Source organism: Mesorhizobium quangtriensis (genome assembly GCF_040081925.1).
In the GTDB taxonomy this organism is placed as follows: Bacteria; Pseudomonadota; Alphaproteobacteria; order Rhizobiales; family Rhizobiaceae; genus Mesorhizobium_K; species Mesorhizobium_K quangtriensis.
In genome coordinates this window covers 481,472-507,886 of record NZ_JBEBMF010000001.1, presented here as the reverse complement: position 1 = coordinate 507,886, position 26,415 = coordinate 481,472, and the positions used below count along the sequence as shown (strand labels likewise).

Annotated in this window: 26 protein-coding genes and 1 pseudogene; 14 read left to right on the top strand and 13 right to left on the bottom strand. The window is 60.2% G+C overall.

Annotation, left to right across the window (positions count from 1 at the left end):
- The first annotated feature begins 80 nt into the window (after positions 1 to 80).
- Genes ABMA32_RS02575 through ABMA32_RS02565 form a run of 3 tightly spaced genes read left to right on the top strand, consistent with a single transcriptional unit; the run spans position 81 to position 3,691 of the window.
- Entirely contained in the window at positions 81 to 1,778 is a 1,698-nt protein-coding gene (locus ABMA32_RS02575; protein WP_349012159.1) for a type I secretion system permease/ATPase, read from the top strand.
- Positions 1,768 to 3,081 carry an HlyD family type I secretion periplasmic adaptor subunit gene (locus ABMA32_RS02570; protein ID WP_349012158.1) on the top strand — a complete coding sequence of 438 codons (1,314 nt, stop codon included), beginning with the start codon at positions 1,768 to 1,770 and terminating at the stop codon, positions 3,079 to 3,081. The genes ABMA32_RS02575 and ABMA32_RS02570 overlap by 11 nt, the downstream gene beginning before the upstream one ends.
- A gap of 1 nt (position 3,082) precedes the next feature.
- Positions 3,083 to 3,691 (top strand): hypothetical protein, encoded by a 609-nt coding sequence (locus tag ABMA32_RS02565; RefSeq protein ID WP_349012157.1) that lies wholly within the window; start codon positions 3,083 to 3,085, stop codon positions 3,689 to 3,691.
- Between the two features lie 273 nt (positions 3,692 to 3,964).
- Here the strand turns inward: ABMA32_RS02565 and ABMA32_RS02560 are convergent, their stop codons facing one another.
- From ABMA32_RS02560 to coxB, 5 genes are all read right to left on the bottom strand, one after another.
- The gene (locus ABMA32_RS02560; protein WP_349012156.1) at positions 3,965 to 4,462 is read right to left on the bottom strand and encodes a YciE/YciF ferroxidase family protein; all 498 of its coding nucleotides are present in this window, start codon (positions 4,460 to 4,462) and stop codon (positions 3,965 to 3,967) included.
- Positions 4,463 to 4,929: 467 nt separating this feature from the next.
- A complete protein-coding gene (locus tag ABMA32_RS02555) occupies positions 4,930 to 5,574 on the bottom strand; it encodes a cytochrome c oxidase assembly protein (protein ID WP_349012155.1) in 645 nt (214 codons plus the stop codon).
- Entirely contained in the window at positions 5,571 to 5,954 is a 384-nt protein-coding gene (locus ABMA32_RS02550; RefSeq protein WP_349012154.1) for a hypothetical protein, read from the bottom strand. The genes ABMA32_RS02555 and ABMA32_RS02550 overlap by 4 nt, the downstream gene beginning before the upstream one ends.
- Positions 5,954 to 8,461 carry a cytochrome c oxidase subunit I gene (ctaD, locus tag ABMA32_RS02545; protein WP_349012153.1) on the bottom strand — a complete coding sequence of 836 codons (2,508 nt, stop codon included), beginning with the start codon at positions 8,459 to 8,461 and terminating at the stop codon, positions 5,954 to 5,956. The genes ABMA32_RS02550 and ctaD overlap by 1 nt, the downstream gene beginning before the upstream one ends.
- Positions 8,458 to 9,582, bottom strand: coding sequence for a cytochrome c oxidase subunit II (gene coxB / locus ABMA32_RS02540; RefSeq protein WP_349012152.1), 1,125 nt, complete (start codon positions 9,580 to 9,582; stop codon positions 8,458 to 8,460). Before coxB ends, ctaD begins: the two co-directional genes overlap by 4 nt.
- 99 nt (positions 9,583 to 9,681) lie before the next feature.
- Between coxB and ABMA32_RS02535 the strand changes: the two genes are divergently transcribed.
- The 3 genes from ABMA32_RS02535 (at position 9,682) to ABMA32_RS02525 (ending at position 12,254) form a co-directional block, all read left to right on the top strand.
- Positions 9,682 to 10,191, top strand: coding sequence for a cytochrome b (locus tag ABMA32_RS02535; protein ID WP_349012151.1), 510 nt, complete (start codon positions 9,682 to 9,684; stop codon positions 10,189 to 10,191).
- A gap of 115 nt (positions 10,192 to 10,306) precedes the next feature.
- A complete protein-coding gene (locus ABMA32_RS02530) occupies positions 10,307 to 10,726 on the top strand; it encodes a DUF2231 domain-containing protein (RefSeq protein ID WP_349012150.1) in 420 nt (139 codons plus the stop codon).
- The gene (locus ABMA32_RS02525) at positions 10,719 to 12,254 is read left to right on the top strand and encodes a PQQ-dependent sugar dehydrogenase (protein WP_349012149.1); all 1,536 of its coding nucleotides are present in this window, start codon (positions 10,719 to 10,721) and stop codon (positions 12,252 to 12,254) included. The genes ABMA32_RS02530 and ABMA32_RS02525 overlap by 8 nt, the downstream gene beginning before the upstream one ends.
- 64 nt (positions 12,255 to 12,318) lie before the next feature.
- Here the strand turns inward: ABMA32_RS02525 and ABMA32_RS02520 are convergent, their stop codons facing one another.
- Positions 12,319 to 12,477 (bottom strand): hypothetical protein, encoded by a 159-nt coding sequence (locus ABMA32_RS02520; protein WP_349012148.1) that lies wholly within the window; start codon positions 12,475 to 12,477, stop codon positions 12,319 to 12,321.
- Between the two features lie 487 nt (positions 12,478 to 12,964).
- Entirely contained in the window at positions 12,965 to 13,147 is a 183-nt protein-coding gene (locus tag ABMA32_RS02515) for a DUF3606 domain-containing protein (RefSeq protein WP_349012147.1), read from the bottom strand.
- A gap of 198 nt (positions 13,148 to 13,345) precedes the next feature.
- Here ABMA32_RS02515 and ABMA32_RS02510 point away from each other — a divergent pair, with 198 nt between their 5' ends.
- The 4 genes and pseudogenes from ABMA32_RS02510 to ABMA32_RS02495 all read left to right on the top strand — a co-directional run bounded on the left by ABMA32_RS02510 (position 13,346) and on the right by ABMA32_RS02495 (position 15,801).
- Positions 13,346 to 13,852: a YciE/YciF ferroxidase family protein gene (locus tag ABMA32_RS02510; protein WP_349012146.1), complete on the top strand. Its 507-nt coding sequence runs from the start codon at positions 13,346 to 13,348 to the stop codon at positions 13,850 to 13,852.
- A 57-nt stretch (positions 13,853 to 13,909) separates the two neighbouring features.
- Positions 13,910 to 14,893 (top strand): SDR family oxidoreductase, encoded by a 984-nt coding sequence (locus ABMA32_RS02505; protein WP_349012145.1) that lies wholly within the window; start codon positions 13,910 to 13,912, stop codon positions 14,891 to 14,893.
- A 10-nt stretch (positions 14,894 to 14,903) separates the two neighbouring features.
- Positions 14,904 to 15,011: pseudogene (locus ABMA32_RS02500) on the top strand (plasmid stabilization protein); the annotation flags it as partial.
- Between the two features lie 73 nt (positions 15,012 to 15,084).
- Positions 15,085 to 15,801: a DUF421 domain-containing protein gene (locus ABMA32_RS02495; RefSeq protein WP_349012144.1), complete on the top strand. Its 717-nt coding sequence runs from the start codon at positions 15,085 to 15,087 to the stop codon at positions 15,799 to 15,801.
- Positions 15,802 to 16,061: 260 nt separating this feature from the next.
- On the opposite strand, the gene ABMA32_RS02490 is transcribed toward ABMA32_RS02495, so the two are convergent.
- The gene (locus ABMA32_RS02490; RefSeq protein WP_349012143.1) at positions 16,062 to 16,952 is read right to left on the bottom strand and encodes an NAD-dependent epimerase/dehydratase family protein; all 891 of its coding nucleotides are present in this window, start codon (positions 16,950 to 16,952) and stop codon (positions 16,062 to 16,064) included.
- Positions 16,953 to 17,127: 175 nt separating this feature from the next.
- Here ABMA32_RS02490 and ltnD point away from each other — a divergent pair, with 175 nt between their 5' ends.
- On the top strand, positions 17,128 to 18,024 hold the full coding sequence (ltnD, locus tag ABMA32_RS02485) for an L-threonate dehydrogenase (RefSeq protein ID WP_349012142.1): 897 nt from the start codon (positions 17,128 to 17,130) through the stop codon (positions 18,022 to 18,024).
- Between the two features lie 46 nt (positions 18,025 to 18,070).
- The gene (locus ABMA32_RS02480; RefSeq protein ID WP_349012141.1) at positions 18,071 to 18,823 is read left to right on the top strand and encodes an SDR family NAD(P)-dependent oxidoreductase; all 753 of its coding nucleotides are present in this window, start codon (positions 18,071 to 18,073) and stop codon (positions 18,821 to 18,823) included.
- A gap of 14 nt (positions 18,824 to 18,837) precedes the next feature.
- Here ABMA32_RS02480 and ABMA32_RS02475 read toward each other — a convergent pair whose 3' ends face one another.
- The 4 genes from ABMA32_RS02475 to ABMA32_RS02460 all read right to left on the bottom strand — a co-directional run bounded on the left by ABMA32_RS02475 (position 18,838) and on the right by ABMA32_RS02460 (position 23,544).
- Positions 18,838 to 19,839: a LacI family DNA-binding transcriptional regulator gene (locus ABMA32_RS02475; protein ID WP_349012140.1), complete on the bottom strand. Its 1,002-nt coding sequence runs from the start codon at positions 19,837 to 19,839 to the stop codon at positions 18,838 to 18,840.
- 64 nt (positions 19,840 to 19,903) lie between these two features.
- A complete protein-coding gene (locus ABMA32_RS02470; RefSeq protein WP_349012139.1) occupies positions 19,904 to 20,923 on the bottom strand; it encodes an ABC transporter permease in 1,020 nt (339 codons plus the stop codon).
- A 48-nt stretch (positions 20,924 to 20,971) separates the two neighbouring features.
- Positions 20,972 to 22,438 (bottom strand): sugar ABC transporter ATP-binding protein, encoded by a 1,467-nt coding sequence (locus tag ABMA32_RS02465; protein WP_349012138.1) that lies wholly within the window; start codon positions 22,436 to 22,438, stop codon positions 20,972 to 20,974.
- Positions 22,439 to 22,518: 80 nt separating this feature from the next.
- Positions 22,519 to 23,544, bottom strand: a complete 1,026-nt coding sequence (locus ABMA32_RS02460; protein ID WP_425475490.1) for a sugar ABC transporter substrate-binding protein — start codon at positions 23,542 to 23,544, stop codon at positions 22,519 to 22,521.
- Positions 23,545 to 23,949: 405 nt separating this feature from the next.
- Here ABMA32_RS02460 and ABMA32_RS02455 point away from each other — a divergent pair, with 405 nt between their 5' ends.
- Both ABMA32_RS02455 and ABMA32_RS02450 read left to right on the top strand, forming a co-directional pair.
- A complete protein-coding gene (locus ABMA32_RS02455) occupies positions 23,950 to 24,945 on the top strand; it encodes a dihydroxyacetone kinase subunit DhaK (RefSeq protein ID WP_349012137.1) in 996 nt (331 codons plus the stop codon).
- A gap of 8 nt (positions 24,946 to 24,953) precedes the next feature.
- On the top strand, positions 24,954 to 25,562 hold the full coding sequence (locus ABMA32_RS02450) for a dihydroxyacetone kinase subunit L (protein ID WP_349012136.1): 609 nt from the start codon (positions 24,954 to 24,956) through the stop codon (positions 25,560 to 25,562).
- Between the two features lie 36 nt (positions 25,563 to 25,598).
- Here ABMA32_RS02450 and ABMA32_RS02445 read toward each other — a convergent pair whose 3' ends face one another.
- Positions 25,599 to 26,318 carry a GntR family transcriptional regulator gene (locus ABMA32_RS02445; RefSeq protein WP_349012135.1) on the bottom strand — a complete coding sequence of 240 codons (720 nt, stop codon included), beginning with the start codon at positions 26,316 to 26,318 and terminating at the stop codon, positions 25,599 to 25,601.
- Between the last annotated feature and the right edge of the window lie 97 nt (positions 26,319 to 26,415).

The following is a 26,415-nucleotide window of genomic DNA, read 5'->3' as shown; positions in this document are numbered from 1 at the left end:
TGGAGCTGGCCGGCCGACGTGCTTAATGAAAAGTAAATCTGGGGTTGAGTGCGGTGGCTGTGAGTAAGGATAGTTCGGCGGTGAGAGGGGTGCTCGATGCATGCCGCTCAGCTTTCACAGGCGTGTTCCTGATCAGCGCGGTCATCAATCTCCTGATGCTGACCGGACCGATCTTCATGCTGCAGGTCTATGACCGGGTGCTGGCCAGCAACAGCGTGCCAACGCTGGTTGTACTGGCGGGTATCGCGCTCGCTCTCTATGTCTTCAGCTGGGCTCTCGATCTATTGCGCTCGCGCGCCTTGACCCGGGTCAGCATGAAGGTGTTCACCAAGCTTTCCGACCCGGCGCTGCGTGCGCACGCGATATTGCCGATCGTTGCCGGCCAGAAGGCCGGCGCTCTGCAGCCCGGCCGCGACGTCGACGCCATCCGCCGCTTCCTGGGCTCGCAGGGGCCGGCGGCGATTTTCGACCTGCCCTTCATGCCGCTTTATTTTGTTATTCTCTTCCTGTTCCATCCTATGCTCGGGCTGCTGGCGCTGGGCGGCGGTGTTCTTATCTTCGTCCTTGTTGTTGCCAACGAGATTTCTTCTCGCGAACCAGCTCGCGAGCTCAACCGTGCCAGCGGTGCGCAGTCGAAGATCATGGAATCCACTCGCCGCAACGCCGAGGTGGTGACCTCGATGGGCATGCTTGGCCGCATCCAGGAGCAGTTCGTCGAGAAGGTCGCGGCCCACTGCGAAGCGCAGCAACTTTCGGCCGACAGCAGCAACTTCTACTCGACCGTTATCAAGACGCTGCGACTTATTCTCCAGTCGGCAATGCTAGGCCTCGGCGCCTATCTCGCGATCTACCACGAGATCACGCCAGGCGTGATGATCGCCTCATCGATCATTATGGCTCGGGCGCTCGCGCCGATCGAACAGGCTGTCTCGCAATGGCCCTCTTTCGTGGCCGCGCGGCAGGCGTCCAGCCGCCTCGCCGAGACGTTGCGCCAGGTTCCCAAGGATGGCGGGGCGCCTGGACTGCCGCTGCCGCGCGAGGAGCTGCGCGTCGAACACCTCGCGACGACGGCGCCTGGCGAGCCGATGGTTCTTCTGCAAGGCGCCAACTTCACACTGAAGGCCGGCGACGGGCTGGGCATCATCGGCCATTCCGGTTCCGGCAAGACGAGCCTTGCGCGCGCGCTCGTCGGTGTCTGGCCCACGGTCAGTGGATCGGTCAGGCTCGACGGCTCCACCCTCGATCAGTGGACGGACGAGGATCGAGGGAGATTAATCGGCTACCTGCCGCAGGATGTCGAACTGTTCGACGGTACTGTTGCCGACAACATCTGCCGTTTCCGCGCCGATCCCAAGCTGGTCGACATCGTTGCCGCTGCGAAGCTGGCGGGCATCCACAAAATGATTGCCGGCCTTCCTGAGGGCTACAACAGCATGGTGGGCGAAGGCGGCATGCGCCTGTCGGCCGGCCAGCGACAGCGCATTGGCTTGGCACGGGCCATCTTCGGCAATCCATTTTTGCTGGTGCTTGACGAGCCGAACTCCAACCTTGACCAGGAAGGCGAGCGGGCCCTCACGGAGGCGCTCATTGAAATGCGCAAGCGCGGCGGCATCGTCATCGTGATCGCGCACCGCACCAGCGCGCTCGCTGCCGTCAACCATGTGCTGGTGATCCAGAACGGCAAGCAGGCCGAGTTTGGGCACCGTGACACCGTGCTTGGCAATGTGAGCGTCTTGCCCGTTCCCGGCGACAGGGAGGTGGTCCGCCATGCGGTATGAAGACATCGACCGGAAGATCACACACTCGACCTCAAGGCATCTTACGCTCGCCTTGGCGCTCAGTGTCGCGCTGGTCGGCGGCGTCGGAGCGGCTACAGCCTACGCCGAGATCGGAGGCGCCGTGCTCGGGTCGGGGATGGTGATCGTGCAGGGTCGCGCCAAGCATGTTCAGCATCGCGACGGCGGGATCGTCGGCGAAATACTGGCCAAGGAAGGCCAGATGGTGAAGTCCGGCGAATTGCTGTTCCGTCTGGACGATACCGTAGCCAAGGCGAGCCTCGGCATTGTCGATACGCAACTGCAGCAGTTACAGGCGCAAGAGGCCCGTCTGTTGGTCGAACAGGCAGGTGGCTCGGCGCCGATCCAGTTCCCTCCTGCGCTGTTGAACTCGACCGATCCGCGTGCGGCGCTGGTCATGAAAGGCCAGGAACAGCTCTATGTCTCCCGCCGGGCCACTCGCGACGGCCTGAAGGCCCAGCTTGTTGAGCAGGTAGGACAGCTGCAGGACAAGGCGGTCGCGCTTGAGGCCCAGCGCTCCGCCGTCGCCGAGAATGTCGAGTTGCTCAGGGAACAGATCGAAGACGCTGCCCATCTGCACAAGAAAGGCCTGATGGTCGACTCGCAACTCATAGCAATCCGCCGTGAGAATGCTTCGTTGCTGGGAAGCATGGCTTCCCTGGCCGCCGAAATTGCCGAAGCGCGCCAGGCGATCAGCCAAGCAAAGCTGCAACTGACGCAGGTTGACGAGCAGTTCTACGAATCCGTCCTTGTCGAACTGGACCAGAAACAGACCGACATCGCCAAGCTGCAGGAAGAGCGGATCGCGGCCGTCGATCGTCTGGCGAGATTGAGCATCTACGCGCCGATCAGCGGCTATGTGCACCAGCTCGAGTTGCACACGATCGGCGGCGTCGTTTCGCCGGGGGAGAGGCTGGTCAGCATCATTGCCGCAGACGATGAACTGATTGTCGAAGCCAAGATTGCTCCCAACGACGTCGACCAGGTCGCAGCGAACCAGACTGCCCGCTTGCGCCTGACCGGGCTCGATCGGAGGACGACGCCCGAACTCTATGCCGAGGTGATGGACATCGCTGCCGATCTGACCACCGAACCGCAGACCGGGATGAGCTATTACGTTGCGAGATTGAGGATCGGCAAGGAAGACATCGAAAAGGTTGGCGCTGAGAATTTGCGTCCCGGCATGCCCGTCGAGGTCTTCGTGTCGACCGGGGCCAGGTCCATCCTCTCCTATCTGGTGAAGCCGATCGTCGACCAAGTCCAGCACGCGATGAGGGAAAGCTGAGATGCTCGAAGAGGACAATGCTGGCTCAGGGCGTTCAGAGATCGAGGCCGGCAACTTCGGCACCGCGGTCGTTCAACACGAGAACCAACCCAAGACCGCGAGGAGGCATCGTGTCTCAGGCAACGGCACCGACGCGCGAGCGGTCCGCATCGGACGTGTCGGGGGCGCCGAAACTCATCAGCAGCAATCTGTGCCGTTGTTGCCAACAGCCCGCTCCGGACCAGTTGTTGCCGGCCAGGCTGACGCTGCCCATGTGATTGTCCCGGTCGCCGAACTTGCTGCGATCAAGGACGCAATCCACGATCTGAAGGCAAATCGCCTAAACGAGGCGGATGTCGCTAAGAACTTTGCTTACCTGAATGCGAACTTCGACTCGATGAAGGAGTCATTCGGCATCCTCGAGGCCCATATCTCGGTCGGACTGGCGAAGTCGATCGCCGAGATGATGAAGAATGAGGTCGCGGCGCTTGAGCAACAGATCGTTCGGCGCTATCGTTATCGGACCCGATATTGGCTGGCTCTTGTCGTCGTGTTCGCTCTCTTGGCCATGGTAGCGATCGACCAGACATATCCTTTCCTCTATCGCGCCACAAATCTCTTCGGTGTCTAGCGACGGTTTGAAGGCTGGCGAGAACGGGGCGATTATGTGCCGCAACCCGTGCCGTCTGCTACGATCACTGCAGTAGCTGGAGCCTCGCCGCAGGTCATTGACAATAGTCGCAAGCCGTAAAACGATCGGCGTTGCCGCGGTGTTACCCGAAGCTGCATTTGCGACACGGAGCCGAGGAGAATACTGGCTAAAAATCAAGCAACCCATTCCTTTCGCAGGCAGAGGTCAGGATTTTGCTCACCGAATGCCGCCGGGTTGCCAGCGGCATCGAGTCTAGGCAGCTTTTGCCATTTCGTTTGCCGAGCTGTCGGCCAGACCGGTCAAGGCCTCATCGGTGACCGTCTCCTCGTCCAGCGTTTGGCCAAGCAGGGTCGCGGCCTCGTCCATGCCAAGCACTTCAGCCCATCGACGCAGCGTCCCATAGCGCGTGATCTCATAGTGCTCGACGGCCTGGGCAGATGAGATAAGTCCCGCGTCCAACGCCGGTGTGCCTTTGAATTCCTCGATGATCTCTTCGCCCTCTGCGACGATCCCTTCGATAGCATCGCAGGTCTTGCCTTGAGCGCGCTTGCCCATCAGCTCAAAGACCTGCTGCAAGCGTTGGACGTGGCCCTCGGTCTCGGCTTTGTGCTTTTCAAAAGCTGCCTTGAGATCCTGAGAGTTGGCGGCCCGCGCCATCTTAGGCAAAGTCTTCAGAATCTTCTTTTCTGCGTAATAGATGTCCTTGAGCGTATCGTGGAAGAGATCTTCCAGCGTTTTTTGTTTTGCCATTTCCATAATCCTCCGATGCATCTTGTGTGGTTTGATGCTCACGGGTTTGTGAGTGCATATTCCCAACAGCGCATTACAGATCGAAAAGTTCCGGGCGCCTGAGGAATAAGTTCATGAAGTCCGGTCGCCCCAGAATCGCGGCAGCGCTGAATGGCTAGGCTTTTCTCGCCGCCATATGAGCCTCCAATTTCTTTCGAGAAGGTCCGTAGCGCTTGGTGACTGTTTTGGGTCCGCTCGGCGGTATACCGAATTTTCGCGCGAAGTCTGAAGCTTCGTACGTCTCGTCGCTCGCAACCAGTTTCCGGTCCTCTTTGGTCGGGATTTGTCGTCAGCCATAGGGACGCCTCCCGCAGTTGATCAGCAACAACAACTGGATGAGTTCTGTGCCCCGTAGCGCCCGGTTCTATGCGCAGTAGGCACAGCGGCGAGCGCTTATGAGGTCTGATCCGCGCTATTGTGGCCCGCAGCTAGAGTTGCGCTCTGGCGCGAGATTCCAGTCGACGCTGCATCGGGACATCCAGCAATCGCCAGACAAGAACGAGGCCGCCGGCCAGATAGACGACCGCACCCACCAGCAGCATGACGACCCCGCCAAGCTGCTGGTCCTGACCGCCGCTCAGGACGACTCCGAAGCAGGTGACCTCGCCGAGGACGTACAGCGGCCGCGGGCTGAGGGCGAGAAGCGCGCCAAGCAACGTCATATGGATCGATGTCATCAGCAGCGCGAGCGCTCCCGTTGCGGCATGGCGACGCTCGTTCGGCGCGGCGAAGCTCGTGGTCCAGAGCAGCACGCCTGCAAGCAGGAAACTCGCCTGTTCAGCAACGGTCATGGCCAGCGATGCCTCGGCAGCGGCACGCATCGCCGGCGTATGCCAGCTCCACACGACTATCAATTCGATCAGCGAAGCTACCACAGGCAGCGCAACCGGCATCGAGGAGCCCGGCCGCAATTTGTCGGGTAGGCCGATCGCGATCAGCGGCGCTGCAATCGCGACGACGCCCATATGCGCCAGCATGTGTGCGGAAAACGAGTCGCGCCATGCGCCGAGAAGCGGACCGAACCAGATCAGCGCAAGCAGGCCGAAACCGGCGATGAGCGCAGCGCGTCTCACCGCAGGCAGTCCGTGATGAACAGGGCCGGCAGCGCGGTGTAGATCACCGCGACGAAGCTGAGACCCGAAAGGAGCAGCGTCGCATAGCCTTGGAACAGCAGTCGGTCGCGGCGCGTCGGATCGTCATGCGGCGGGTCGCCGGTGCCAAAGCCCCACTGCCGCCAGGCCAACAGGGCCGAGACAACGATCATGGACAGCGCCAGGACGGTCAGCACGCCAATGGCGACGCGCAGATTGTTGAAGTCGCCTCCGAGAAGATGCGGCTTCTCGCAGAAGATCGCGCCGCCGACATAGCAGATGAGGAAGTGCGCGGCCCAGACGACCGGCGCCGTGAACAGCGTCCACATCGACTCGATCTGTCTGGGCAGGAGGTGCCACATCAGAGCGCCTCAGGAAACACGGCGACGACGCTGAAGGTGATCAGCGCCGTAACCAGCATGAAGTGCCAGTAGAGCGCGACGTTCTGCAGTTCCATGTCATGCCGTGCGGTCAGCCTGCCGGCAAGGCTGCGCGCCAGGCAATAGAGCTGCATGATGACGCCGACGCCGCCGTGCGCGGCCGCCCATATGACGAGAATCCAGACGATCGCCGGATAGACGTGAACCGTCGGGTCCATGCCGTATACCCATGGGCCGACGAGACCCGCCGCACTGCCTGCGATCGAAAGCACTGCGCCTGCGCCAAGTAGCAGCCGCGCAGCGTTGACGCCATGGCGCCGATTGATCTCGCGGGCGGCCAAAGTCGCGCCCCATGCTCCGACGAACAGCGCAAGTGCCAGCAAAGGCCAGAACATGCCGGGCCCTACAACGCCTCCGGTGAAGTCTTCGTGCCGCGTCCAGAAGAAGAAATAACCGAAGACGAGGCTGGCGAATGCCGTGCCATCGCCGCTCATGGCGACAAACATTCCCCACCAGCCGGTCGCCTTTACACCCGACGCATAGAGCGGAACGCTGATGCCACGCCCGATGTCCTTCTCTTCCGCCTCGGGGATTTCGCCGGTGCCGGTCCACAGCCAGTAGATGAGGCCGGCAAGGAAGGCGATGCCCCCGGCAAGCGAGATGAACCAGAGCTTGAAGGTCAGGGCGATAAAGACCGTGCCCAATGTGACGGCACAGAAGATCGAGACCAGAGACGTGCCGCCGACGCGAAGCACCTGTTCCGGCTCGGCGTCGAGAACGGACGTGACCAGCGTTTCTCGCTTTCCTTCCCGGGCGTGCGGCAGGTACCACTCGCCTGCCTGCACCTGCCGGGCCAGATCCTTCTGGTCCCAAAGCGGATAGCGGCTCTCGATACGCGGAATGGAGCGCACGCCCCAATTCTCTTCCGGCTCGCTCACCCATTCCAGCGTGCCGGCTTTCCACGGGTTCTGCTCGCCCTTCGGCTTCCGTTTCCGGTGCAGCGTGACGTCCACCACGACCGCGAACATGCCAATGCCGAGCACCACCGCGCCCATCGTGGAGATCAGGTTCAGCCAGTCCCAGCCGATGTCGGCGGGATACGTGTAGACGCGGCGCGGCATGCCCCGCAGGCCTGTTATGTGCATTGGCAGGAAGGTGATGTTGAAACCGGTGAACATCAGCCAGAAGGCCAGACGCCCGACCTTTTCCGACATGTGCTTCCCGTCGATCAGCGGGTAGTAATAGTAGAGGCCGGCGAAGATCGGAAACAGCATGCCGCCGATCAGCACATAATGCAGATGCGCGACGATGAAATAGGTGTCGTGTGCCTGCCAGTCGAATGGCACCAGCGCTACCATCACGCCGGTCAGTCCGCCCATGACGAAGATGGCAATGCCGCCCATAGCAAACAGCATCGGGATCGAGAAGATGACCCGGCCGGCAAGCATCGTTGCGACAAATACGAAAATCTGCACTGCCGTCGGGATCGCCACAGCCTCGGATGCTGCGGAGAAAAACGCGAGCGATATCTGCGGCAGGCCCGTCGCGAACATGTGGTGGACCCAAAGGCCGAAAGACAGAAATCCTGTGCCGACGGCTGCAAGCACGATCCATGAATAGCCGACTATAGGACGCCCGGCGAAGGTCGGGACGATCATCGCCAGCAGCGCGATGGCCGGCAGGAAGATGATGTAGACTTCCGGATGGCCGAAAATCCAGAAAAGGTGCTGCCAAAGCAGTGGATCGCCTCCGCGCGCCGCGTCGAAGAATGGCCAGTCGAATATGCGCTGCATTTCGAAGAGCAGATCGCCGGCGATCAAAGGCGGGAAGGCGAAGACGATCATGCCGGCGACGATCAGCAGATACCAGGCGAAGAGCGGCATCAGGTTTACCCGCATGCCGGGCGCGCGACACTTCATAATGCCTACGATAAGCTCGACTGCCGCGGCCAACGACGCCACCTCGATAAAGGACAGGCCGAGCAGCCAGATATCGGCGCCGATGCCCGCCTGATCTGAGGTGGCCAATGGCGGATACATGAACCAGCCGCTGTTCGGCGCCGCACCGAAGAAGATCGAGCCGCAAACGAACACGCCGCCGATGAAGAAGCTCCAGAAGCCGAAAGCGCCAAGACGCGGAAACGGCAGTTCGCGCGCCCCAAGCATAGGGGGCAGCAGGAAAATCGCCACCGCCTCGAAGATCGGCACGGCGAAGAGGAACATCATCACCGTGCCGTGCAGCGTATAAGCCTGGTTGTAGAGTTCGGCGGAGATCAGGTCGTTCTCGGGCACCGAAAGTTGGGCTCGAACAAGCAGCGCCAGCAGACCGGCGAACAGCATGAAGGCGAAGGCTGCCGAGCCATACCAGAGGCCAACCTGCGTGTTGTTGACGGAGGTCCAGTAACGCCAGCCGGGCGGATTGGCCCAGACGGCACGAAGCTGCGCCTCTTCGGCTGCCTTTTCGCGGTCGGTGTCCGACACGTCGCTCATTGCAGACCTTTCAGCCACGCGGCGATCTCGCGCAGTTCGTCTGATGTCAGGTTGGGATAGCCCGGCATCTGGCTGCCCGGCTTGAGCGAGGCGGAATGCGCGATGAAGCGCGACAGTGTCTGCTCGTCGTTATCAAGCAGGGCGGCTCCGATGGTGAGCCGCGAGCCGACATGGGAGAGATCGGGACCCGGAATGCCCGACGGCGTCCGTCCGGCCGCGATCCCGACAGGCTGCGTGCCCCGCGCCGCCGTTCCGTCGACACGGTGGCAGGTGCCGCAGCCCTCCCGCATGAAGAGCGCAAACCCGTCGCTGTTCACGTCCAGATCGACAGACGGACGGCTGCGCTGATCGAGCCACGCCTCGAAATCCGCCGGCTCCATGGCGATCGCCGGGAACGCCATGTAGGCATGCGAGATGCCGCAGAATTCGGCGCACTGGCCGCGATAGGTGCCAGCCCGCGTAGCGAGCAGGGAGAGCCGGTTGGTTCGGCCGGGGATCATATCCATCTTGCCGCCAAGCGCCGGTATCCAGAAGGAGTGGATCATGTCGGCGCTTTCCAGCGAAAACTCGACGCGCTCGCCGACAGGCAGCCTGATCTCGTTGGCGGATACGACGGTGGACCCATCAGGCCTGCGATAGACGACATGCCACCAGAACTGGCTGCCGACGATCTCGACGCGCACGCCGGCACCCTCCTCCGCACCGAAGGGACGGAGCCACGGCATCAGCCAGAGCGCGTAGGCGAGAAGCGCCGTCAGCACCGTGACTGGGAACACCACCCCACCCCAGAAGATGAAGCGTCCTGCATTGTCCTCGGTGATGGGTTTGCGCTTCCAGCGCGACGCATAGAGCGTGACAGCAACGACCAGCGCCCAGATCAGGAAGCCGCCCACCGTCATCACCCAGAATAGCGTGGCGATCTGGGTTGCTTCCGCGCCTGCCGGATCGAGCGCCGACTGGACGCCACTGCATGAGGCGGCGGCCGGCGCGACCGAGGCCAGCGCCAGAACACGTAACCAAGCTTCGACTTGCCTTTTGGAAACCGTTCTTGTTGTGATGCGCGTCTCCGGCTTGGATACGGAAAGCAGATATCTTGAGGCTGGCCAAGAAAGATCAGTCATAAGAAACAGCTCAGCGCGGACAAAGTTCCCCGCGCCTTGCGAAACGGAACGCTGTCGTATCGGTCGCGTTGTGGGATTAGTGACGGAAGGGGGACTGAAGTGACAGACAAGGTGAAGGGATATTCGCCGACGCAGGTGACGCTGCACTGGGTCGTCGTCGTTCTGGTCGCGTTCCAGTTCGTAGCTCATGACGGGATCGAAGACGCCTGGCGTTCGATTGTCCGTGGCCAAAGCGGAGCAGATCCCGACACCACGCCGCTAGCCTATATGCATATCGCGGCGGGCAGCCTCATCCTCGTTCTGGCGCTTGCGCGGATTTATCTGCGCTTCACGCGAGGCACTCCTCCGCCCCCTCCGAACGAACCGCGCCTGATGCACATCACGGCCGAGGCGGTGCATGGATCGATCTACGTCCTGCTCCTGCTGCTGCCGATCTCCGGCCTCGTTGCATGGCTTTTTGTCGTTGAGGCAGCGGGCGACGCGCATGAACTTATGCAGAACCTCCTCCTGCTTGCTATCGCGCTCCATATCGGCGGCGCGCTTTTCCAGCATTTCGTCCGGCGCTCGGACGTGCTGCTGCGCATGTTTAGGCCGGAGCAGGCACCCTGACGGCGGCTTCCCGCAAGCGCCAAGGGAACCAAAGCCGCAGCCACGCGTAATGGACATGCACTCGTGCCGGTTCCGGCGCGGTGCTTCAAACCGAAACGCGGAGGTACGGCGGCTCATGGCGAACACATATCCGTTGTCGAGACCGATCGGCTTCCTCCACTTTTTCAATTCCGCGCTGCTTTGTTTTCCCGTCGCCTGCTTCAGCCTCACCGTTCTGACCGACATCGCATATTGGCGGACGAGCAATCTGCTCTGGCTACACTTTTCCGAATGGCTGCTGCTGGCTGGTCTGGTATTCGGTGCCATTGCCCTGCTGGTGCTTCTCGTGAACTGGCTGATCACGCGTGCCCGACCCCCGTGGATGGCGACCCTGTGCGGCATCGTTGTGCTGCTGCTCGCGACAATCAACAGCTTCGTGCATACGGCGGACGGCTGGACCGCCGTCGTGCCCTGGGGCCTCGCCTTCTCCTTACTGACCGTCGTCGCGATGCTGGTCACCGCATGGTTCGGCCGTGAAGGAGTCCGTCATGTCTGAGATAAAAACCTGCACCGGCGTGTTCCTCGCAGGCTCTATGCTGGCTGTCGCCGGCTGCAGCGAAGATTTCGACGTTTCGCAGCAATATGGGCCGGACCCGGTGCTTCCTGCCCCGTCAAGCAGCCTCTTGCCCGACCTCAAGGTGGCTGAGGTGGTCGGCTGGCAGGAGGGCCAGACGCCGACCGTTCCGGATGGTCTGGTCGTGACGGCCTATGCCCGCGATCTGGCCAACCCTCGGACGGTTCACACGCTGCCAAATGGCGATGTGCTGGTGGTGCAGTCGAAGGCGCCGCCTGGAAAACCGCTCGAGCGCCCGAAGGATATCATCCGGGGCTGGATTATGGCCATGGCCGCGGGCAGCGGAGGCGACGAAAAGGAAACCAACCTCATCACGCTTCTGCGCGACACCAACCGCGACGGCACGGTAGACGAGCGCAGCGATCTGCTGACCGGACTGACCTCCCCTTTTGGGGTCGCTTGGCATGACGGCACCCTCTATGTCGCAGCGGCGGACGCCGTGCTGGCCTATCCCTACGAACTCGGCCAGACCTCCGTCGAGGCAGAGCCCGCTATTCTCACGCCGCTCCCCGGCGGCCCAATTAACCACCACTGGACAAAGGATCTGGCGCTGAGCCCGGATGGGCGATTCCTGTTTGCGTCCGTGGGGTCCAACTCCAACGCGGGCGAGCGAGGCATGGAGGCGGAAAAGGGCCGCGCCGCAATCTGGCAAATCGATCGCACAACGGGTGCCGCCAAGGTTTTCGCATCCGGGCTGCGCAATCCGAACGGCCTCAACTTCCATCCGCAGACTGGCATGCTCTGGACTGTCGTCAACGAACGGGATGAACTCGGTCCCAACCTCGTCCCCGACTACATGACCTCGGTGAAGGAGAACGGGTTCTATGGCTGGCCATGGAGTTACTACGGGCACCATGTCGACGAACGGGTGCATCCGCCCCGCCCTGATCTCGTCGAGAACGCGATCTCTCCCGATTATGCGCTGACGAGTCACGTCGCGGCGCTTGGCCTCGCATTTACGAACGACTCGGCTATGCCGGAGGCTTATCGGAATGGCGCCTTTGTCGGAAATCGTGGAAGCTGGAACAGAAATCACTTCAACGGCTACAAGGTCATCTATGTGCCGTTTGTCGATGGCATGCCGTCCGGAATGCCTGAGGACGTTGTCACCGGCTTCCTTGACGGCGATAAGGCGCGCGGCCGACCAGTGGGGTTGGCAATCGACGGCACGGGTGCGTTGCTTATCGCCGATGACGCCGGAAACACCGTCTGGCGAGTCGCAGCAGCAGATGGTTCAGTCACGCCTGAGCCGATCGGCACAGACCGGATTACCACCACTGTGACGGAAACGCCGCCGCCGGGCGGCGGGATCGCCCCGGCCCCAACCGAAACCTTGGAACCAACCCAGACGGACACACCTGCTACGGAGCCCTCCACTCCTGCCGAGGCTCCGACAGAGCCGCCGCAGACCAACGTCGCGCCTGCTGTTTCTCCAGAAGACGGGCAATAGGGATTAGAGCAAAAAATCAGCCCGCTCAGACGTGCATCGGAGCGTGCCAATTCCTATCGACTGGCTAATCTGCTTCGCGATATTGCCGCTCGACCGCTTTCGCCTGCTCGCGTCTTTCCCGCGGGCTGAGACGACGGCGATTGAGAAGAGCGTAAGCGATCACAACGCCAAGGATGATCGGCCCAAGCACGGTCACCCACCACCAGTTCATGAACCATTCCATCGCAGATACCTCCTTTAACGGTAACTGGCTCGCGAGCGTCTGGTTGCCTTGAGGTTGGGAAAAGTGATTGCGTTGACACGGTTGTGACAACGCTCTTTGGCGGGTCAGACCTTTTCAGCTTCGCTGCCCGCTCCGGCTCGGAGTCGTCGATCAGGTGAAGCGCATAAGTGACAAGCTTCTCCGGATTTTCGTTCCCGCAGGCTTGATGAGCCGCGTGCGTCTGCAAATCCTTCAGGGGTATTTCCGCAGCCTTCAGTTATCAGATGGCGTCGGCTGGTTTTCCATAGGCGCCGATCCCGGCGCGCCGTTTACTGTTGCGTCAGGTGATGTGGACTGCGACTCACCCCCTGTGCCTGATTGCGGTGTAGGGTCGGTGTCGATCTGCGGCGTCGGATCGGGTTCTCTTATCGAGCGGGAGTCATCATTGCTGCAAGCGGCTAAAAGCGTGAGGGCCGACGCACACGCACAAGTCAGGATCCGTTGCATGCTAAGCGCTCCTGGCTGCCATGTGCGCTTCCAGTTTTTTCCGTGAAGGTCCGTACCGCTTGATAATCGTCTGGGCCTCACTTGGCGAAACCCCGAATTTACGGGCGAAGTCTGCAACTTCGTATGTCTCTTCGCTCGCTACCAGCTTGCGGTCCTCTTTGATCTTGGCTTTGTCGTCGGCCATCGTAGTCTCTCCTCAGCTTTTGCGCGATCAGCAACAACACCTCGATTAGATGCTGGTTCCCTTTTTGACGGCTTTCGGAACATAGGGAGCAGAAGGACGTTGAACCGTAGCCGGAGACTATCCGGCATGCCGGTATTCGTTCGATTGAGGGACGATCGCCCCGGCCTTCCCAGAACAACAGAAAAGGAAGGTGAAGCCATGGGCTTTTTCTCTAAAGACATCAAAACCCTGGACGACCTCTTCGTCCATACTCTCCAGGACATCTACTACGCCGAGAAGCAGATCGAGAAAGCCTTACCGAAGATGATCGACAAGGCGACCGATTCCGAACTCGTTGCAGGGTTTGAGAAGCACTTGCAGGAGACCAAGGGCCACATCGAGCGCCTTGAAGAAGTTTTTCAGATGCATGGTGTCAGCGCCAAGGCGGTCCACTGCCCGGCAATCGACGGCATCCTCAAGGAAGCGGACGAAGTCGCTGGTGACGTCGAGGACAAACAGGTTCTCGATGCAGCGCTCATCGCTTCGGCACAGGCCGTCGAGCACTACGAAATCACCCGCTATGGCACGCTCGTGGTCTGGGCAAAGCAGCTCGGGAGAGATGACTGCGCAGCTGTCCTCGCCGAAAACCTCAGGGAAGAAGAGGCCACGGACAAGAAGCTGACGCAGCTCGGCGAGGGTCGCATCAACCTTCAGGCCGCAGAATAGAGAAGCAGATTGCGCCCGGTCGGTCACCCCGCCGGGCGCGCCTTGTTGGAGAGGCCGATGCCCACCAAACTAGATCAGAAAACCGGATCGACAAAGTCTGCTGCCACCAAGCAGCGTAGAATTAAAAAGGGCGTAGATGCGGAGGACAAGGCTTTCCGCGAGGAAAGGCCGAAACCTGCCCAACTGGGTGCCCGCAAGTATCCCGAACCTCCGTTCCCAAAGCAGCACCATCCAAAGCCTGGTCACGAATATCAAATCAAGCCGGCGCCGCTTTACGATGCTCCCTTCTACATCGGCTCCAAGAAACTCGACGGAAAGGTTGCGCTCATCACGGGCGGGGACTCTGGCATAGGTCGAGCTGTCGCAGTTCTGTTCGCCCGAGAAGGCGCTGACGTCGCGATCTCATATCTCACAGAGAAGACCGACGCCGAAGCCACGAAGAAGGCAGTTGAGGCAGAGGGCCGGCGCTGCATCACCATCGCAGGAGACGTGTCGAAACGCGCCTATTGCCTCAGGGCTGTCCAGCGCACCATCAAGGAATTGGGCTCATTGGACGTGCTCGTCAACAATGCTGCCTTTCAAATCCACTCGGCCAAATTCGAGGACCTAACGCCTGAGCATTTCGACACTACTGTGAAGACGAATCTTTATGGCTACTTTCACATGGCCCAAGCTGCTATCCCGCACATGAAGCCGGGCTCTGCTATCATCAACACTGGCTCGATTACCGGCATCGACGGATCGAAAGAGTTGGTCGACTATTCGATGACCAAGGGCGGCATTCACGCTTTCACGCGGGCGCTGTCGGCCAACCTGCTGTCGCGCGGTATCCGCGTGAACTGTGTGGCGCCGGGTCCGGTTTGGACACCGCTCAACCCGTCGGAGAAGGAAGCAGAGGACGTTGCGCAGTTCGGGTCCAAGACCCCAATGAAGCGGCCGGCTCAGCCTGAAGAGATCGCCCCGGCTTACGTCCTCCTCGCTTCTCCACACTGCTCGAGCTACATTACCGGCGAAATCCTACCCATCATCGGCGGTTACTAAGGAGGCCGCCATGCCACGCGGGGACAAATCGAAATACACCGACAAGCAGGAACGCAAGGCCGATCACATCGCTGAAGGCTACGAGAAACGCGGCGTGCCCGAGAAAGAGGCGACCCGAAGCTGAGGGTCGGGCTGCAACCAAACTCCCGCATAATTGTTTTGGGTTGTAGCTCAGAAGATAGCACCTTCGCATGAACGAACCGATTGCTGCATTCGACCTTGGACGTATGCTCGTCGGAGACGAACCTCCGCTGTTCATGCTGGAGATCGCGGTTCGGACGGTCATCATTTACGTCTACACCCTTGTGTTGATCCGCTGGGTCGGCAGTCGATCCATTGCACAGCTTTCCCTGGTCGAATTTCTACTTGTCATTGCCCTCGGATCGGCCGTCGGCGACGCGATGTTCTACCCGGATGTTCCCCTGCTCCACTGCATGATCGTGATAACGATCGTCATCCTGCTCGATAAAGTTCTGAGCTACCTCGTGGTTCGTCATCCCAAGTTAGAGGACGCTATTGAAGGGGTAAGCGTTGAGATCGTCGGCGAGGGGGTCATTGATGTCGACGCCTTAAGAAAGGCAAATCTGGGCCACGATGAACTGTTTGAACAATTGAGGCTCAAAGAGGTGACAAACCTGAGCCAGGTTCGTTCGGCTTATCTGGAAACCAATGGGATGATTTCCGTCTTCAAGGGCAAAGGCGCTGCCGCTACACGCGGCCTTTCAATTGAGCCCCCGTGGGATGTTCAGCCGCCTACCAAAATCCTTGCGGGCGAGACATTCGATGGCGCAATCGCTTGTTCGAATTGCGCTACCGTTCTGGAAACGAATGTTGGAGAAGCGCCTAGGTGCTCTCACTGCCGTTCGGCATTGTGGCATCCGGCCGCGAAGGTAGACGGAAATTTCTGACTTCAAGCGGTATTCCAAGAGATTTCGCTAAGATCCCGTAACTGGCGGCTTCGTGCCGATGAACTCAATGCGCTGCCAGCTCGGCACGAGATTGGTAAAAGAGCGACAAGTCTGCATCACTCAGATACTTGCTGCATTGGATCATTAAGAAAGTCATAGGTCATCGAAAGGCTAGAGCCTTCTTGCTGGAGTCGGCCGCGCGACACGCGATAATCGACACGCCTTTCGTTTAGAGATTACTTCACATTCCGCTCAAGCAATCAGGCGTACTTGCGCCAGTCATGCTGTTCCTTGAACCCCAGGACTTCGCGGATCTTGCGGTTAGACAGAGGCGCCTCGTAGCCGTTGAGTTCGCGTGTCACCGGAGTGTTGGGCGCCCATTTCTTCAAGAAATCGGCGGTCGGTTCGTTTGCGGTTATCGTATCATTCGTCGCGTTGAAGACCTGGAAGCCGAGCCCGTCCTTCTCAAGGCAGAGATGAACGATCTGCCCGAGATCGCGGGCGTCGATATAGCTCCACGCGTTGCGTTTGCGCACCGGTGGGTTTTCGGCATAACCCTTGAAGGGTCCGTACTCGTGCGGTTCGATGACATTGCCGATCCGCAGCGCATAGATATCGGCGCCATAGCGATCCGCGAATGCGCGTCCCGTGTGCTCGTTGAGCTGTTTGGACAGGCCGTAGCTGTCCATCGGGTTGATCTCGTAGTCCTCTTCCAGCGGGAACTGCTTGAAGTCGCGATCGCCTTCAGCGAAGCACACGCCGTATGTGGTTTCGCTCGACGCAATGATTACCTTGCGCACCCCGAGCTTCATGGCGGCCTCCAGCACGTTATAGGTGCTGATCACGTTCGCCGAAAAAGTAACGTTGTCCGGGTTGATGAGGACACGCGGAACGGCGGCGAAATGCACGACCGCGTGCGGAGCGATGGGTGTTTGTCCCCTGTCGTAGCCCTCGAAACCAAAATGCATCGAGAGCGCGTTGAACACCTGTCCGGAGTCCGTGACATCGGTGATCAACGTGTTCACGCCGGGGCAATCCAGCGGCTTCAGATCGACGTTGAGGATATCGTAGTCACCGTTTTCCTTGAGCCAAGGAACCACATGCTTTCCGGCCTTCCCGGAGCCGCCTGTGAACACGATGCGCTTCGTCATTCCATCCTCCAGTCCGTCGTTATCCCTTGAAAACAGACGCGGGCGTCCTCCGGACAATCCGCGTATGAGCCGCCAATGGCAGCGCTGCCATATATATGTTGTAGGCCAGCTTTTAATGCAATATACGAAATGACAGCGCTAACAATTTAAACTCGAACAGCGGAAGTTTCACACAATGTTTGCATCCGTGATCGGTTTGGGTTCGATGGGAAGGGGCATTGCGAAGACGCTCTTGAACGCCGGCTGGACGATCCGCGGATTCGACCTCAACGCAAAGGCTCTTGCAGACTTCCAGGCTTGCGGCGGCATTTCATGTCCAAACGTCGCCTCCGCCGTCGAAGGGCAGAGCGTAGTGATATCCGTCGTCGTGAATGCGGATCAGACGGAAGACCTTCTTTTCGGGTCGGGCTTTGTAGCCTCGTCGATGGCGCGGGGAGGACTTTTCATCTCCTGCGCAACCATGGCGCCTGCGCGCGCGGAAGCGCTCGCCGCGAAAGTTGAGGCAGCTGGCCTGCTCTATCTGGACGCTCCGATCTCCGGCGGTGCCGCACGGGCTGCGGCCGGAGAGCTGACCATCATGGCATCGGGAACTCCAGAGGCATTCGACGCCGCGGCTCCCGTACTCGAAGCGATCGCCGCCAAGGTGTTTCGCCTGGGCGACGCAGCCGGCAGGGCGGCGGCGATGAAGATGGTGAACCAGCTTCTAGCAGGCGTCCACATTGCGGCAGCGAGCGAGGCGATGGTCCTTGCAGCGCGGCTCGGCCTGGATCTGCAAGCCGTCTACGACGTGATAACGAGCTCGGCGGGCAATTCGTGGATGTTCGAAAACCGCATGCCGCATGTCATCGACGGCGACTACAGCCCGCTCAGTTCCGTCGAGATCTTCGTCAAGGATCTCGGCATCATCAACGACATGTCGCGCGCGCTGCGTTTTCCATCGCCGATCGCGGCGGCGGCGCTCCAGATGTATCTCGCCGCTTCCGGTACCGGACTTGGCGGAGAAGACGATTCCGCAGTGGCGAAAGTTTATGCCGGCCTGGCAGGCGTAGCGCTGCCTGGGGCGAAGGCCTGATCAAAGCGCTGATTTTGTGGTTCAAAGTTCGAGGGAGGTTGAACAGTTGGATATCGGGCTGAAGGGAAAAACCGTCGTAATTTCGGGAGCCGCGGGCGGCGTTGGCCGCTCCGCCGTACGAAAGCTTTTGGCGGCGGGGGCTCGGGTCTGCGCCACCGACATAACGCCTAATGTGAAGGAGCTGGAAAGCTGGGACGGCGAAGTGGTTTCAGTAGCCGGCGACGTGACGGTGAAGGACGATGTCGAGAAGATTTTTGCGCGCGCAGAGTCGGCGTTCGGACCGGTCGACATATTGATCAGCAATGCAGGCTACATCGTTCCAAAGCCCGTCCACGAGACGTCGGACGAAGAGTGGGACCGAGTCATCGACGTGAACGCGAAATCGCTGTTCCTAACCGCACGTCGCGCTCTACCCAACATGATGGCTCGCGGCGGCGGCGTGATCGTTGCCACCGGATCGATCTCAAGCGTATGCGGCCTGCCCGGACAGGCTGCCTACTGCGCAGCCAAGGGTGCGTTGCTGCAACTGGTTCGCGCGATGGCGATCGACTATGCGAGCTACAACGTCCGCGTCAATGCAGTGGGCGCCGGCTCCATCGATACACCGTTCCTGCGCCGCTATCTGGAAGGACTTCCAGATCCGGCGGCGGAAGAGGCTGCAATCCGGAAGGCACATCCCCTCGGTCGTTGGGCCGAGCCTGATGAGATCGCGGATACCATTCTCTATCTCGTCGGAAAGACTGCTTCGTTCGTTACCGGCCAGATCCTGATGGCAGACGGCGGCTACTCCACACGCTAGAGCGCTACAAATTTCTAGGCGGTTTCGCCTTCAACGATCTCGAAGCCGGTATCCACGACCGTCTTCGAACTCGGCCGCTCGTCGTTGGCGAGCAATATCTCGACCGCTCTCTTGCCGATCATGAAGCGGTTGGAGCGGACGGTAGACAGCGGCATCGGAAGCGACTGGCCGATCTCGAGCCCGTTGAACCCGAAGAGCGCGAGATCGCGTTTGACGGCGATGGATGACGACATGCAGTGGAAGAAGCCGCCAACGGCCATGTCGTCGTTGGAGAACACAACGACGTCCAACTGTCGTTTCCGCTTCAGCAGCGTCTCCAGCATCGCTTTGCCGGTCTCGGTGGAACTGGGCCCGTCGCTAAATTCCATATCCGAGACGGTCTTTCCCGCGTCCTGCAGCGCCGCCTGAAGTCCGTCGAGACGCAGCTTCGCTCGTACGTCCTTGTGCCAGTTATGTCCGACATAGCCGAAGCGCTGGTATCCGCGCTGGATCAGATGGCGGCCGGTCGCGTAGCCGGCTCTGCGATGGGAGAGGCCGACCGCGACGTCGATCGGCTGCGAGTCGATATCCATGAGTTCCGCAACGCGAACCGTGGAGGTTGCAAGCATGCGCAGCGCGTTCGACGTATGCTCAAAACCCGTAGTGATCACGGCACGTGGTTTCCACGCCAGCAGCGAGAATAGGAGCTGCTCTTCGAGGATTGGATTGTATTCCGTGACGCCAATTAGAGGCTGATAGCGCGTATCCTTAAGCCCCTCGTTGATCCCGCGCAGAACCTCCGGAAACACCACGTTCGAAAGCGACGGAAGCAGAACCGCGATCAGCGCAGAGTTGGCGGAGGCCAATGCACCGGCCGCGCGGTTCGGCAGATATCCGAGCTTTTCGATCGCAGCTGCGACCACATCCCGTGTCTTCGGTGAAATCGAGCCCTTATTGCGAACTACACGCGAGACAGTGATCTCGCTTACGCCGGCGAGCCGGGCGACGTCGCTAAGTGTGGGAGGCCCCTTCCGCATTTCCAATTCCTCGCATTGCGAGCAAATGCATGGCGACTTCGACCACGCTATACAGCCAGAGACCTTATTCGCGCGCACTCTCCCGCAGTTTCTGCGCGTAGACGTTTATGACGAGCGCCGCGAGGAGGATGAGGCCACGGATGAGGATTTTCAGGAAGCTGTCTATCTGAATGTGATCCAGACCGTTGTTCAGGACTCCGAGCACGAGCAGACCGATGATCGTATTGCCGATACCGCCGCGCCCGCCGAAGAGGCTGGTGCCACCGACCACCACCGCGGCAATCGCGTCGAGCAGGAAGGTGTCGAACTGGTTCTGCTGCGCAGAACCGAAATAGGCGACGCCGAGCATGCCCGCGACGCCCGAGCACATGGCGCATATGATCATCACCGAGGCAATGATCATCTTGACGTTGACGCCCGAATATTCAGCAGCCTCGCGGTTGCCGCCAACCATGTAAACGTAGCGGCCGAAGCGGGTGTAGGTTAGCACAAGGTGGGCGACGAGCAGGAAGAGTATGCAGATGACGATCGACCACTTCACGCCGAAAATCGTGCCCGCGCCGAGCAGCGTCACCGGATCCGGGAAATTGTAGGCAATCTGGCCGCGTATCAGCATCGCTGACACGCCATTGGCGATCTGCATCATCGCCAATGTCATGATGAACGACGGTATCCCGACGATCGTGACCCCGAATGCCGTGATGCTGCCTAACGCAAAGCAACTCGCCAGGGTCAGGATGATTGCCATGACGCCATGCATGGGAAGATTCGCAATGTTCACGTAGTCCGGCTGGAGGGTGAAGAAAGCCACCATGATGCCGATAGCGTTGGCGATCGCCGCGACAGACAAGTCAATTTCCGCAGTCAGGATCACGAAGGTCAGGCCGACAGCGATTATGCCTGTAATGGACGCCTGCGACAGGATGTTCATGAAGTTGTCGAAGGTCCGGAAACTCGGTGCCTGCGAGGCGAAGAAGATCACCAGCACGATGAGCGTAAACACCGGCGCGATGTTACGCATCTGCTCAGCGAGGAAACGCTTCAAATTGAAAGGACGTCGAGCGGCTTCGGTCGTGACGGTCATGGTTGGCGATCCCGATCGGGGTATGTCTTGAAATGATGGGCGGTTCGATCAGGCGGCATCGAGCAGATCCGCCTTTTCGATGCTGCCGCTGACGAATTCCCTGGCAACTGTCCCGCGCTTCATGACCGTCACGCGATCGGCCAGCGTAAGGATCGTCTCTGGTTCCGTGGACAGGACGAGGACGGCGACGCCCTTTTCGCGCAGGGACTTCACGATGCGGATGACATCTTCCTTGGCGCCAACATCCATGCCCCGCGTCGGCTCCGAAAGAATCAGGACCTTCGGCAGATAGGTCAGCCATTTTGCCAGAGCGACCTTCTGCTGGTTTCCCCCTGACAAATTGCCGAGATTGATGTCGGCACGCGGTGGGCGGATCTGGAGGTCCTTGATGTGGCCTTCGGCGATCTCGCGTTCGCGCTGTGGCTTCAGCAGGATCCGATTGATCCGTCCGAGAATGGCGATCGAGACGTTCTTGAACACCTTTTCGTTGCGGAAGAGCATGAGACCGCGGCTTTCCGGCAGAAATGCAATGCCAGCACGTCTGGCGGACGCGGTGGAGGGAAAGCTGACGGGTTGACCGTCGAGCAGTATTTGGCCGCCCTTCAGGCCGTTCTTGCCGAACAGAGCGCGCGCCAGTTCGATCTGGCCGCAGCCCATGAAACCGTAAACACCTGTTATCTCCCCAGCGCGAAGCTTGAGCGAGACGCCGCGCACCATCGAGCCGTCGCTAAGGTCCCTGGCCTCCAGCACGACCGGTCGGCTGTCGTCACCGGTAAGTTCGGCGCTTTCGCCGATATGCATCTCGGCGGTGCCTCGGCCGATCATGTGAGAGATGACACTGTCCTTGGTCAGGTTAGAGGTCAGTTCGGTCGTCACCTTCCGCCCGTTTCGGAAAACGGTGACGCGATCGGTAACGTTCAGGACATCGTCGAGGAAGTGGGAAATGAAGACGATTGTCCGCCCCTGCTGTCTCAGCATGCGCAACGCGGCGAACAGACGCTCGACTTCGGGAGGAGACAATGCCGAGGTCGGCTCGTCGAGGATAATGATGCGCGCTCCCGAAAACAGGACGCGCGAAAGTTCGATCAACTGCTGGATACCGACCGGCAAGCTGCCCATGCGGGTATCCGGATCTATGTCCAGCCCGAGTGTGACGAGTTGCGTCTTCGCTTCGCGCTTCATGCGCGCCCAGTCGATGACACCGCCTGAAAAAACGGGCTGAGTACCAAGGAACACGTTCTCCGCGACCGTCAGGTCGGAGATGACTGAAAGCTCTTGGTGTACCATGCCGATGCCGTGGTCGAGTGCGTCGCGCGGAGAACGGAGATGAACCGGCTGGCCCGCCATTCGCATTTCGCCTTCGAAGCCATGATACACGCCCGAAATCAGCTTCATCATGGTGGATTTGCCGGCGCCGTTTTCGCCAACCAATCCGTGAATTTCACCCTCCATCAGGGAAAAGTCGACGTCCCGCAGAGCGTGAATGCCGCCGAACGCCTTTGAAACGCCGATCATTTCGAGAACCGGCGTCGATGATGGAGGCCCTTTCGGGCCCCCATCCATTTCTGAAGTCATATCAGCCACGACCGAAGCGATCAGATGAGGAAGTTCTTCTGAAGCCAGAGATGTCCCGGCGCCGTGTCCTTGGTTATGACCGGGCCATCGGCCAGAATGAAATTGGGGATACCGCCGGGGCCAGCCTTCTCGCCGCCAGCAGCTGCAGCGACGCCGGCTGCGACGCCCCAGCCGTGAATGCGGCATGAGGGGTTGCGCACGGTGGCGAGCATGGTGCCGTCCAGAACGGCATTCACCGCGGGAGGCATCGCATCGACGCCGGCGATGACGATGCCTTCGCGGCCCTTCGCCTTCATCACGTTGTGCGCTGCGAGCGCCATGTCGTCATTGTGGAAGAAGCCGCCGGCAATGTCCGGATACTTGGTGAGCAGAGATTCCCAGATGCGGGCGACCTTGGTCACGTCCCAGTCGGCAGGCTGCTCGTCGACGAGCTTGACGTCCGGATAGTTGGCCAGGACGTTCATGAAGCCCTTGGCGCGGCCCTGCGCACCGGTATGGCCAAGCGCGCCCTGCGTCATGACGACGTTACCCTTGCCGCCGATGGCCTTCATGAGCTGGTCGGCGACGACCGAGCCCATCATGACGTTGTCCGGAGCGATGAAGGTGTGGAGCGCAAGCTGGCCCTCCGGCGCCATCATCGTGTCGAGTGCAATGACCGGCGTACCTGCATCGATCACCTTCTTGATCGGATCGTTCAGCGTACCGATGCCGAAGGTCTGGATCGCGACGAAATCCCACTTCTGCGTGGCGAGATTGTCGATCGCCGAGCGCTGCTTGGTCGCGGAAAGCTCGCCGTCGAACCAGGTGATCTCGACATTCATCAGCTTGGCCCAAGCTTCAGCAGCCTGCTTGCCCTGCGCGCACCACGACGCCTGCAGGCCGGCATTGCTCATCGCGGCCTTGAGCGGCTTGGCCGATGGCTTCAGTTCCTGCGCAATGGCCGGATCAAGGCCGGCCATCCCGAGCAGTGCGCCGGCAAGCGCCGTCGCTCCCATTGCCTTGAATACGTCGCGGCGCGACGTCGCGAGTTCATTGATATCTTCAATCACTATTCATCCTCCCGATGACCGGCATGCATGCCGGATAGACAGTTTCGAAGTCACACGCGCCGTAGCTACGGCACAATTCCCTTGCGCGAAAACCCTAGCCTCTCCCGGATGAACCGGCCCTCTGCAGCCATCCTCCTCGACAGCCGTCCTCCAAGAAATGACTCGGTCTCCGACCCGACGCTATGTCAGCTCCACCGCGACCGTCAAGCAATAATGCTGGCGCTGTCATTTGCGCTTTGATTCAACCGATCACTATGCAAAATCTGCGTTGGCAGCGCTGTCATTAATGTTGGTGATCTCTTCGCAATTTGCGATCGGCATAGCAGTATGACATCCAATAGCGACAAGATGGCTACTCTGATCGCGTATCGCGAAGACGATGGGCCGCAATGGAGGAAAGCCTTGAAGAAGATACTGAACGATCCTTTCACGTATGCGGAAGAAACTCTGCGCGGGCTCACCCGTGCCTACCCGCAGTTCTACAAGCTCGTTGAAGGGACCACACGGGTGATCCAGCGCCCGGATGCTCCGGTACGGGGCAAGGTCGGGATCGTCTCAGGGGGCGGATCGGGTCATCTGCCGATATTCACCGGCTATGTCGGACCTGGCTTCCTTGATGCCGTCGCGAACGGTGACGTGTTCGCCTCGCCTTCAGCGGACGAGATGGCAACAGCGATGCGGGCCGCGAATGGTGGTGCCGGTGTGCTGCGCCTCTATGGGAATTATGGCGGCGACGTGATGAATTTCGATATGGCAGGCGACTTGGTTGAGATGGATGACATCGAAAGCACCACAGTGCTGCTCGCCGACGACGTTGCGAGCGCACCTCTCGAAGAGCGGGAAAAGCGGCGCGGCGTCGCCGGAATGGTGTTGACCTTCAAGATTGCGGGAGCGGCCGCCGATGCGGGGCTCGACCTCAAGGGCGTGACCGATGTGGCCCAGCGTGCCGCCGACGGCTGCCGCACGATGGGCGTTGCGCTCTCACCTTGCACTGTTCCGCAAGCCGGCAAACCGACCTTCACCATCGGCGAAGACGAGATGGAAATCGGCATGGGAATCCATGGCGAGCCAGGCGTGAAGCGCGGAAAGCTCGGCACCGCAGACGAGATTGCGGACGCCATGGTCGAACCGCTTATCAAGGATCTGTCGTTTTCCGGGGGACGGGTCGCCCTTCTGGTCAACAGCCTTGGCGCCACTCCGACCGAGGAGCTATTCATTCTGTACAACCGCATTGCCGACCGGCTCGAGGAGACCGGCGCGGAGATCGCCTATCCGCTTGTCGGACGCTATGCCACCTCGATGGAAATGTCCGGCGTTTCGCTGACCATATTGCCTGTCGACGACGAATTGCTCGGATATCTCAAGGCGCCGGCAAGCTGCGCGTTCTGGAATATCTGAACATGGGGATGACCGTCGAATCCTTGCGCACAGGCATCGGACGGGTGCTGGCGTTGCTCGAAGCCGAGCACGGAATGTTGACCGAGCTGGATGGGAAGATCGGCGACGGAGACCTTGGGATCACCCTCCTGAAGGCCTTTCGGGAGCTCGATCGCATCAAGGCCGATCTGCCGGCCGATCTCGGTCAGGCCTTGATGCAGGCCGCCGCTGCAACGAGCAAGGTCTCCAGCTCCAGCTTCGGAACGCTGATGGCGACCAGCTTCATGGCGGTTGCGAAGGAGACCAGGGGCATCGACAATGCACCGTGGTCGAATTTGTCCGGCTATCTGGAAAAGGCGCAACTCGCCATGTCAGCCAGGGGAAAGGCTTCGCTCGGCGACAAGACGGTGCTGGACGCGCTGCATGCTGTCGTGCTGTCGATCGCAGGCCATGACGACCCTGCAATATGCCTGGTTCAGGCTCGGCAGGCAGTCGACAGCGCCCTGGAAGAATTCCGCGCCAAACCAAACAAGATCGGGCGCGCGCGAATCTTCGCTGAGAAGACGATCGGGATCGATGATCCGGGGATGGTCGCGTTCAAGGTGATGCTTCAAGCGCTTAGCCGTGAAACGCTATGAGGGAGCGAACGCCTAACTCCATCTGGCCCGCTCTGGCTAACTTGCGCGCAGGCGCATGATGTGTTTTTCGAGTTCCGCCTCCACCTCGGCATCCGATGCTTCGAGCTTGGCTATGAGGTGGTTGTGCTGATCGATCACCACCTGGAAGTCATCTTCCTGCGCAAGCTCGCGGCCGAAGATGATAGTGATATGCCGGGCTATCGCCTCCCATAATCTGAGAACGATGTCGTTGCCCGACGCGCGACAGATTTCGCGATGGAAATCGACGTCGCATTTCCGGAATTCGACCCAGTCGCTCCAGCGGGCGACGCGCTCCATGCGGGAGACTATTTCCCGCAACGCGTCGATGCGGCGCTTGTCGTGTCGGTAAGCGTCAAGCGCACCGCGTGTCGCGATCTTCTCAAGCGCCAGCCGCACCTCGAACACGGAGTCGACGAACTTCTCGTCGAACTCGGCGATCCGCGCACCCCGGTTCGGCGTGACATTGAGGATGCCCTGCGCCTGGAGGATCTTTATGGCCTCACGAATCGGCACCCTGCTCACCTTCAGCATCGCCGCTAGGTCGGTCTCAACGATCCGCTGGCCGGGCTTCAGCGAGCCAGACGCGACCGCGTTGACGATGGCATCCGCAACGGCATCCCCGAGTTGGTAGCTGCCCTGGGCCCGACCTTGGGCGGCCAACAGATCGGTCGTCACCGACGCGGCTTCACTCGGAATGCTGTCCACCACGCCGCCCATCTCGAAAGCCCGGCCCAAATTTTACCTCCATAGACTCGTGGCGGTTGCCAATCCAGCTTTTGCATGATTGTATACAAGTATTCCAGATGGACGACAATGGTGCTGCAAGGGTGGG

What these genes read in the sequence shown, in the direction of transcription:
- ABMA32_RS02495 (WP_349012144.1), top strand. Translation starts at nt 15,085, where the DNA reads ATGAACGAACCGATTGCTGCATTCGACCTTGGACGTATGCTCGTCGGA.
- ABMA32_RS02450 (WP_349012136.1), top strand. Translation starts at nt 24,954, where the DNA reads ATGACCGTCGAATCCTTGCGCACAGGCATCGGACGGGTGCTGGCGTTG.
- coxB (WP_349012152.1), bottom strand. Translation starts at nt 9,582, where the DNA reads ATGACTGATCTTTCTTGGCCAGCCTCAAGATATCTGCTTTCCGTATCC.
- ABMA32_RS02490 (WP_349012143.1), bottom strand. Translation starts at nt 16,952, where the DNA reads ATGACGAAGCGCATCGTGTTCACAGGCGGCTCCGGGAAGGCCGGAAAG.
- ABMA32_RS02560 (WP_349012156.1), bottom strand. Translation starts at nt 4,462, where the DNA reads ATGGCAAAACAAAAAACGCTGGAAGATCTCTTCCACGATACGCTCAAG.
- ABMA32_RS02520 (WP_349012148.1), bottom strand. Translation starts at nt 12,477, where the DNA reads ATGGAATGGTTCATGAACTGGTGGTGGGTGACCGTGCTTGGGCCGATC.
- ltnD (WP_349012142.1), top strand. Translation starts at nt 17,128, where the DNA reads ATGTTTGCATCCGTGATCGGTTTGGGTTCGATGGGAAGGGGCATTGCG.
- ABMA32_RS02475 (WP_349012140.1), bottom strand. Translation starts at nt 19,839, where the DNA reads ATGCGGAAGGGGCCTCCCACACTTAGCGACGTCGCCCGGCTCGCCGGC.
- ABMA32_RS02530 (WP_349012150.1), top strand. Translation starts at nt 10,307, where the DNA reads ATGGCGAACACATATCCGTTGTCGAGACCGATCGGCTTCCTCCACTTT.
- ABMA32_RS02470 (WP_349012139.1), bottom strand. Translation starts at nt 20,923, where the DNA reads ATGACCGTCACGACCGAAGCCGCTCGACGTCCTTTCAATTTGAAGCGT.
- ABMA32_RS02505 (WP_349012145.1), top strand. Translation starts at nt 13,910, where the DNA reads ATGCCCACCAAACTAGATCAGAAAACCGGATCGACAAAGTCTGCTGCC.
- ABMA32_RS02550 (WP_349012154.1), bottom strand. Translation starts at nt 5,954, where the DNA reads ATGTGGCACCTCCTGCCCAGACAGATCGAGTCGATGTGGACGCTGTTC.
- ABMA32_RS02515 (WP_349012147.1), bottom strand. Translation starts at nt 13,147, where the DNA reads ATGGCCGACGACAAAGCCAAGATCAAAGAGGACCGCAAGCTGGTAGCG.
- ABMA32_RS02525 (WP_349012149.1), top strand. Translation starts at nt 10,719, where the DNA reads ATGTCTGAGATAAAAACCTGCACCGGCGTGTTCCTCGCAGGCTCTATG.
- ABMA32_RS02565 (WP_349012157.1), top strand. Translation starts at nt 3,083, where the DNA reads ATGCTCGAAGAGGACAATGCTGGCTCAGGGCGTTCAGAGATCGAGGCC.
- ABMA32_RS02465 (WP_349012138.1), bottom strand. Translation starts at nt 22,438, where the DNA reads ATGATCGGCGTTTCAAAGGCGTTCGGCGGCATTCACGCTCTGCGGGAC.
- ctaD (WP_349012153.1), bottom strand. Translation starts at nt 8,461, where the DNA reads ATGAGCGACGTGTCGGACACCGACCGCGAAAAGGCAGCCGAAGAGGCG.
- ABMA32_RS02570 (WP_349012158.1), top strand. Translation starts at nt 1,768, where the DNA reads ATGCGGTATGAAGACATCGACCGGAAGATCACACACTCGACCTCAAGG.
- ABMA32_RS02510 (WP_349012146.1), top strand. Translation starts at nt 13,346, where the DNA reads ATGGGCTTTTTCTCTAAAGACATCAAAACCCTGGACGACCTCTTCGTC.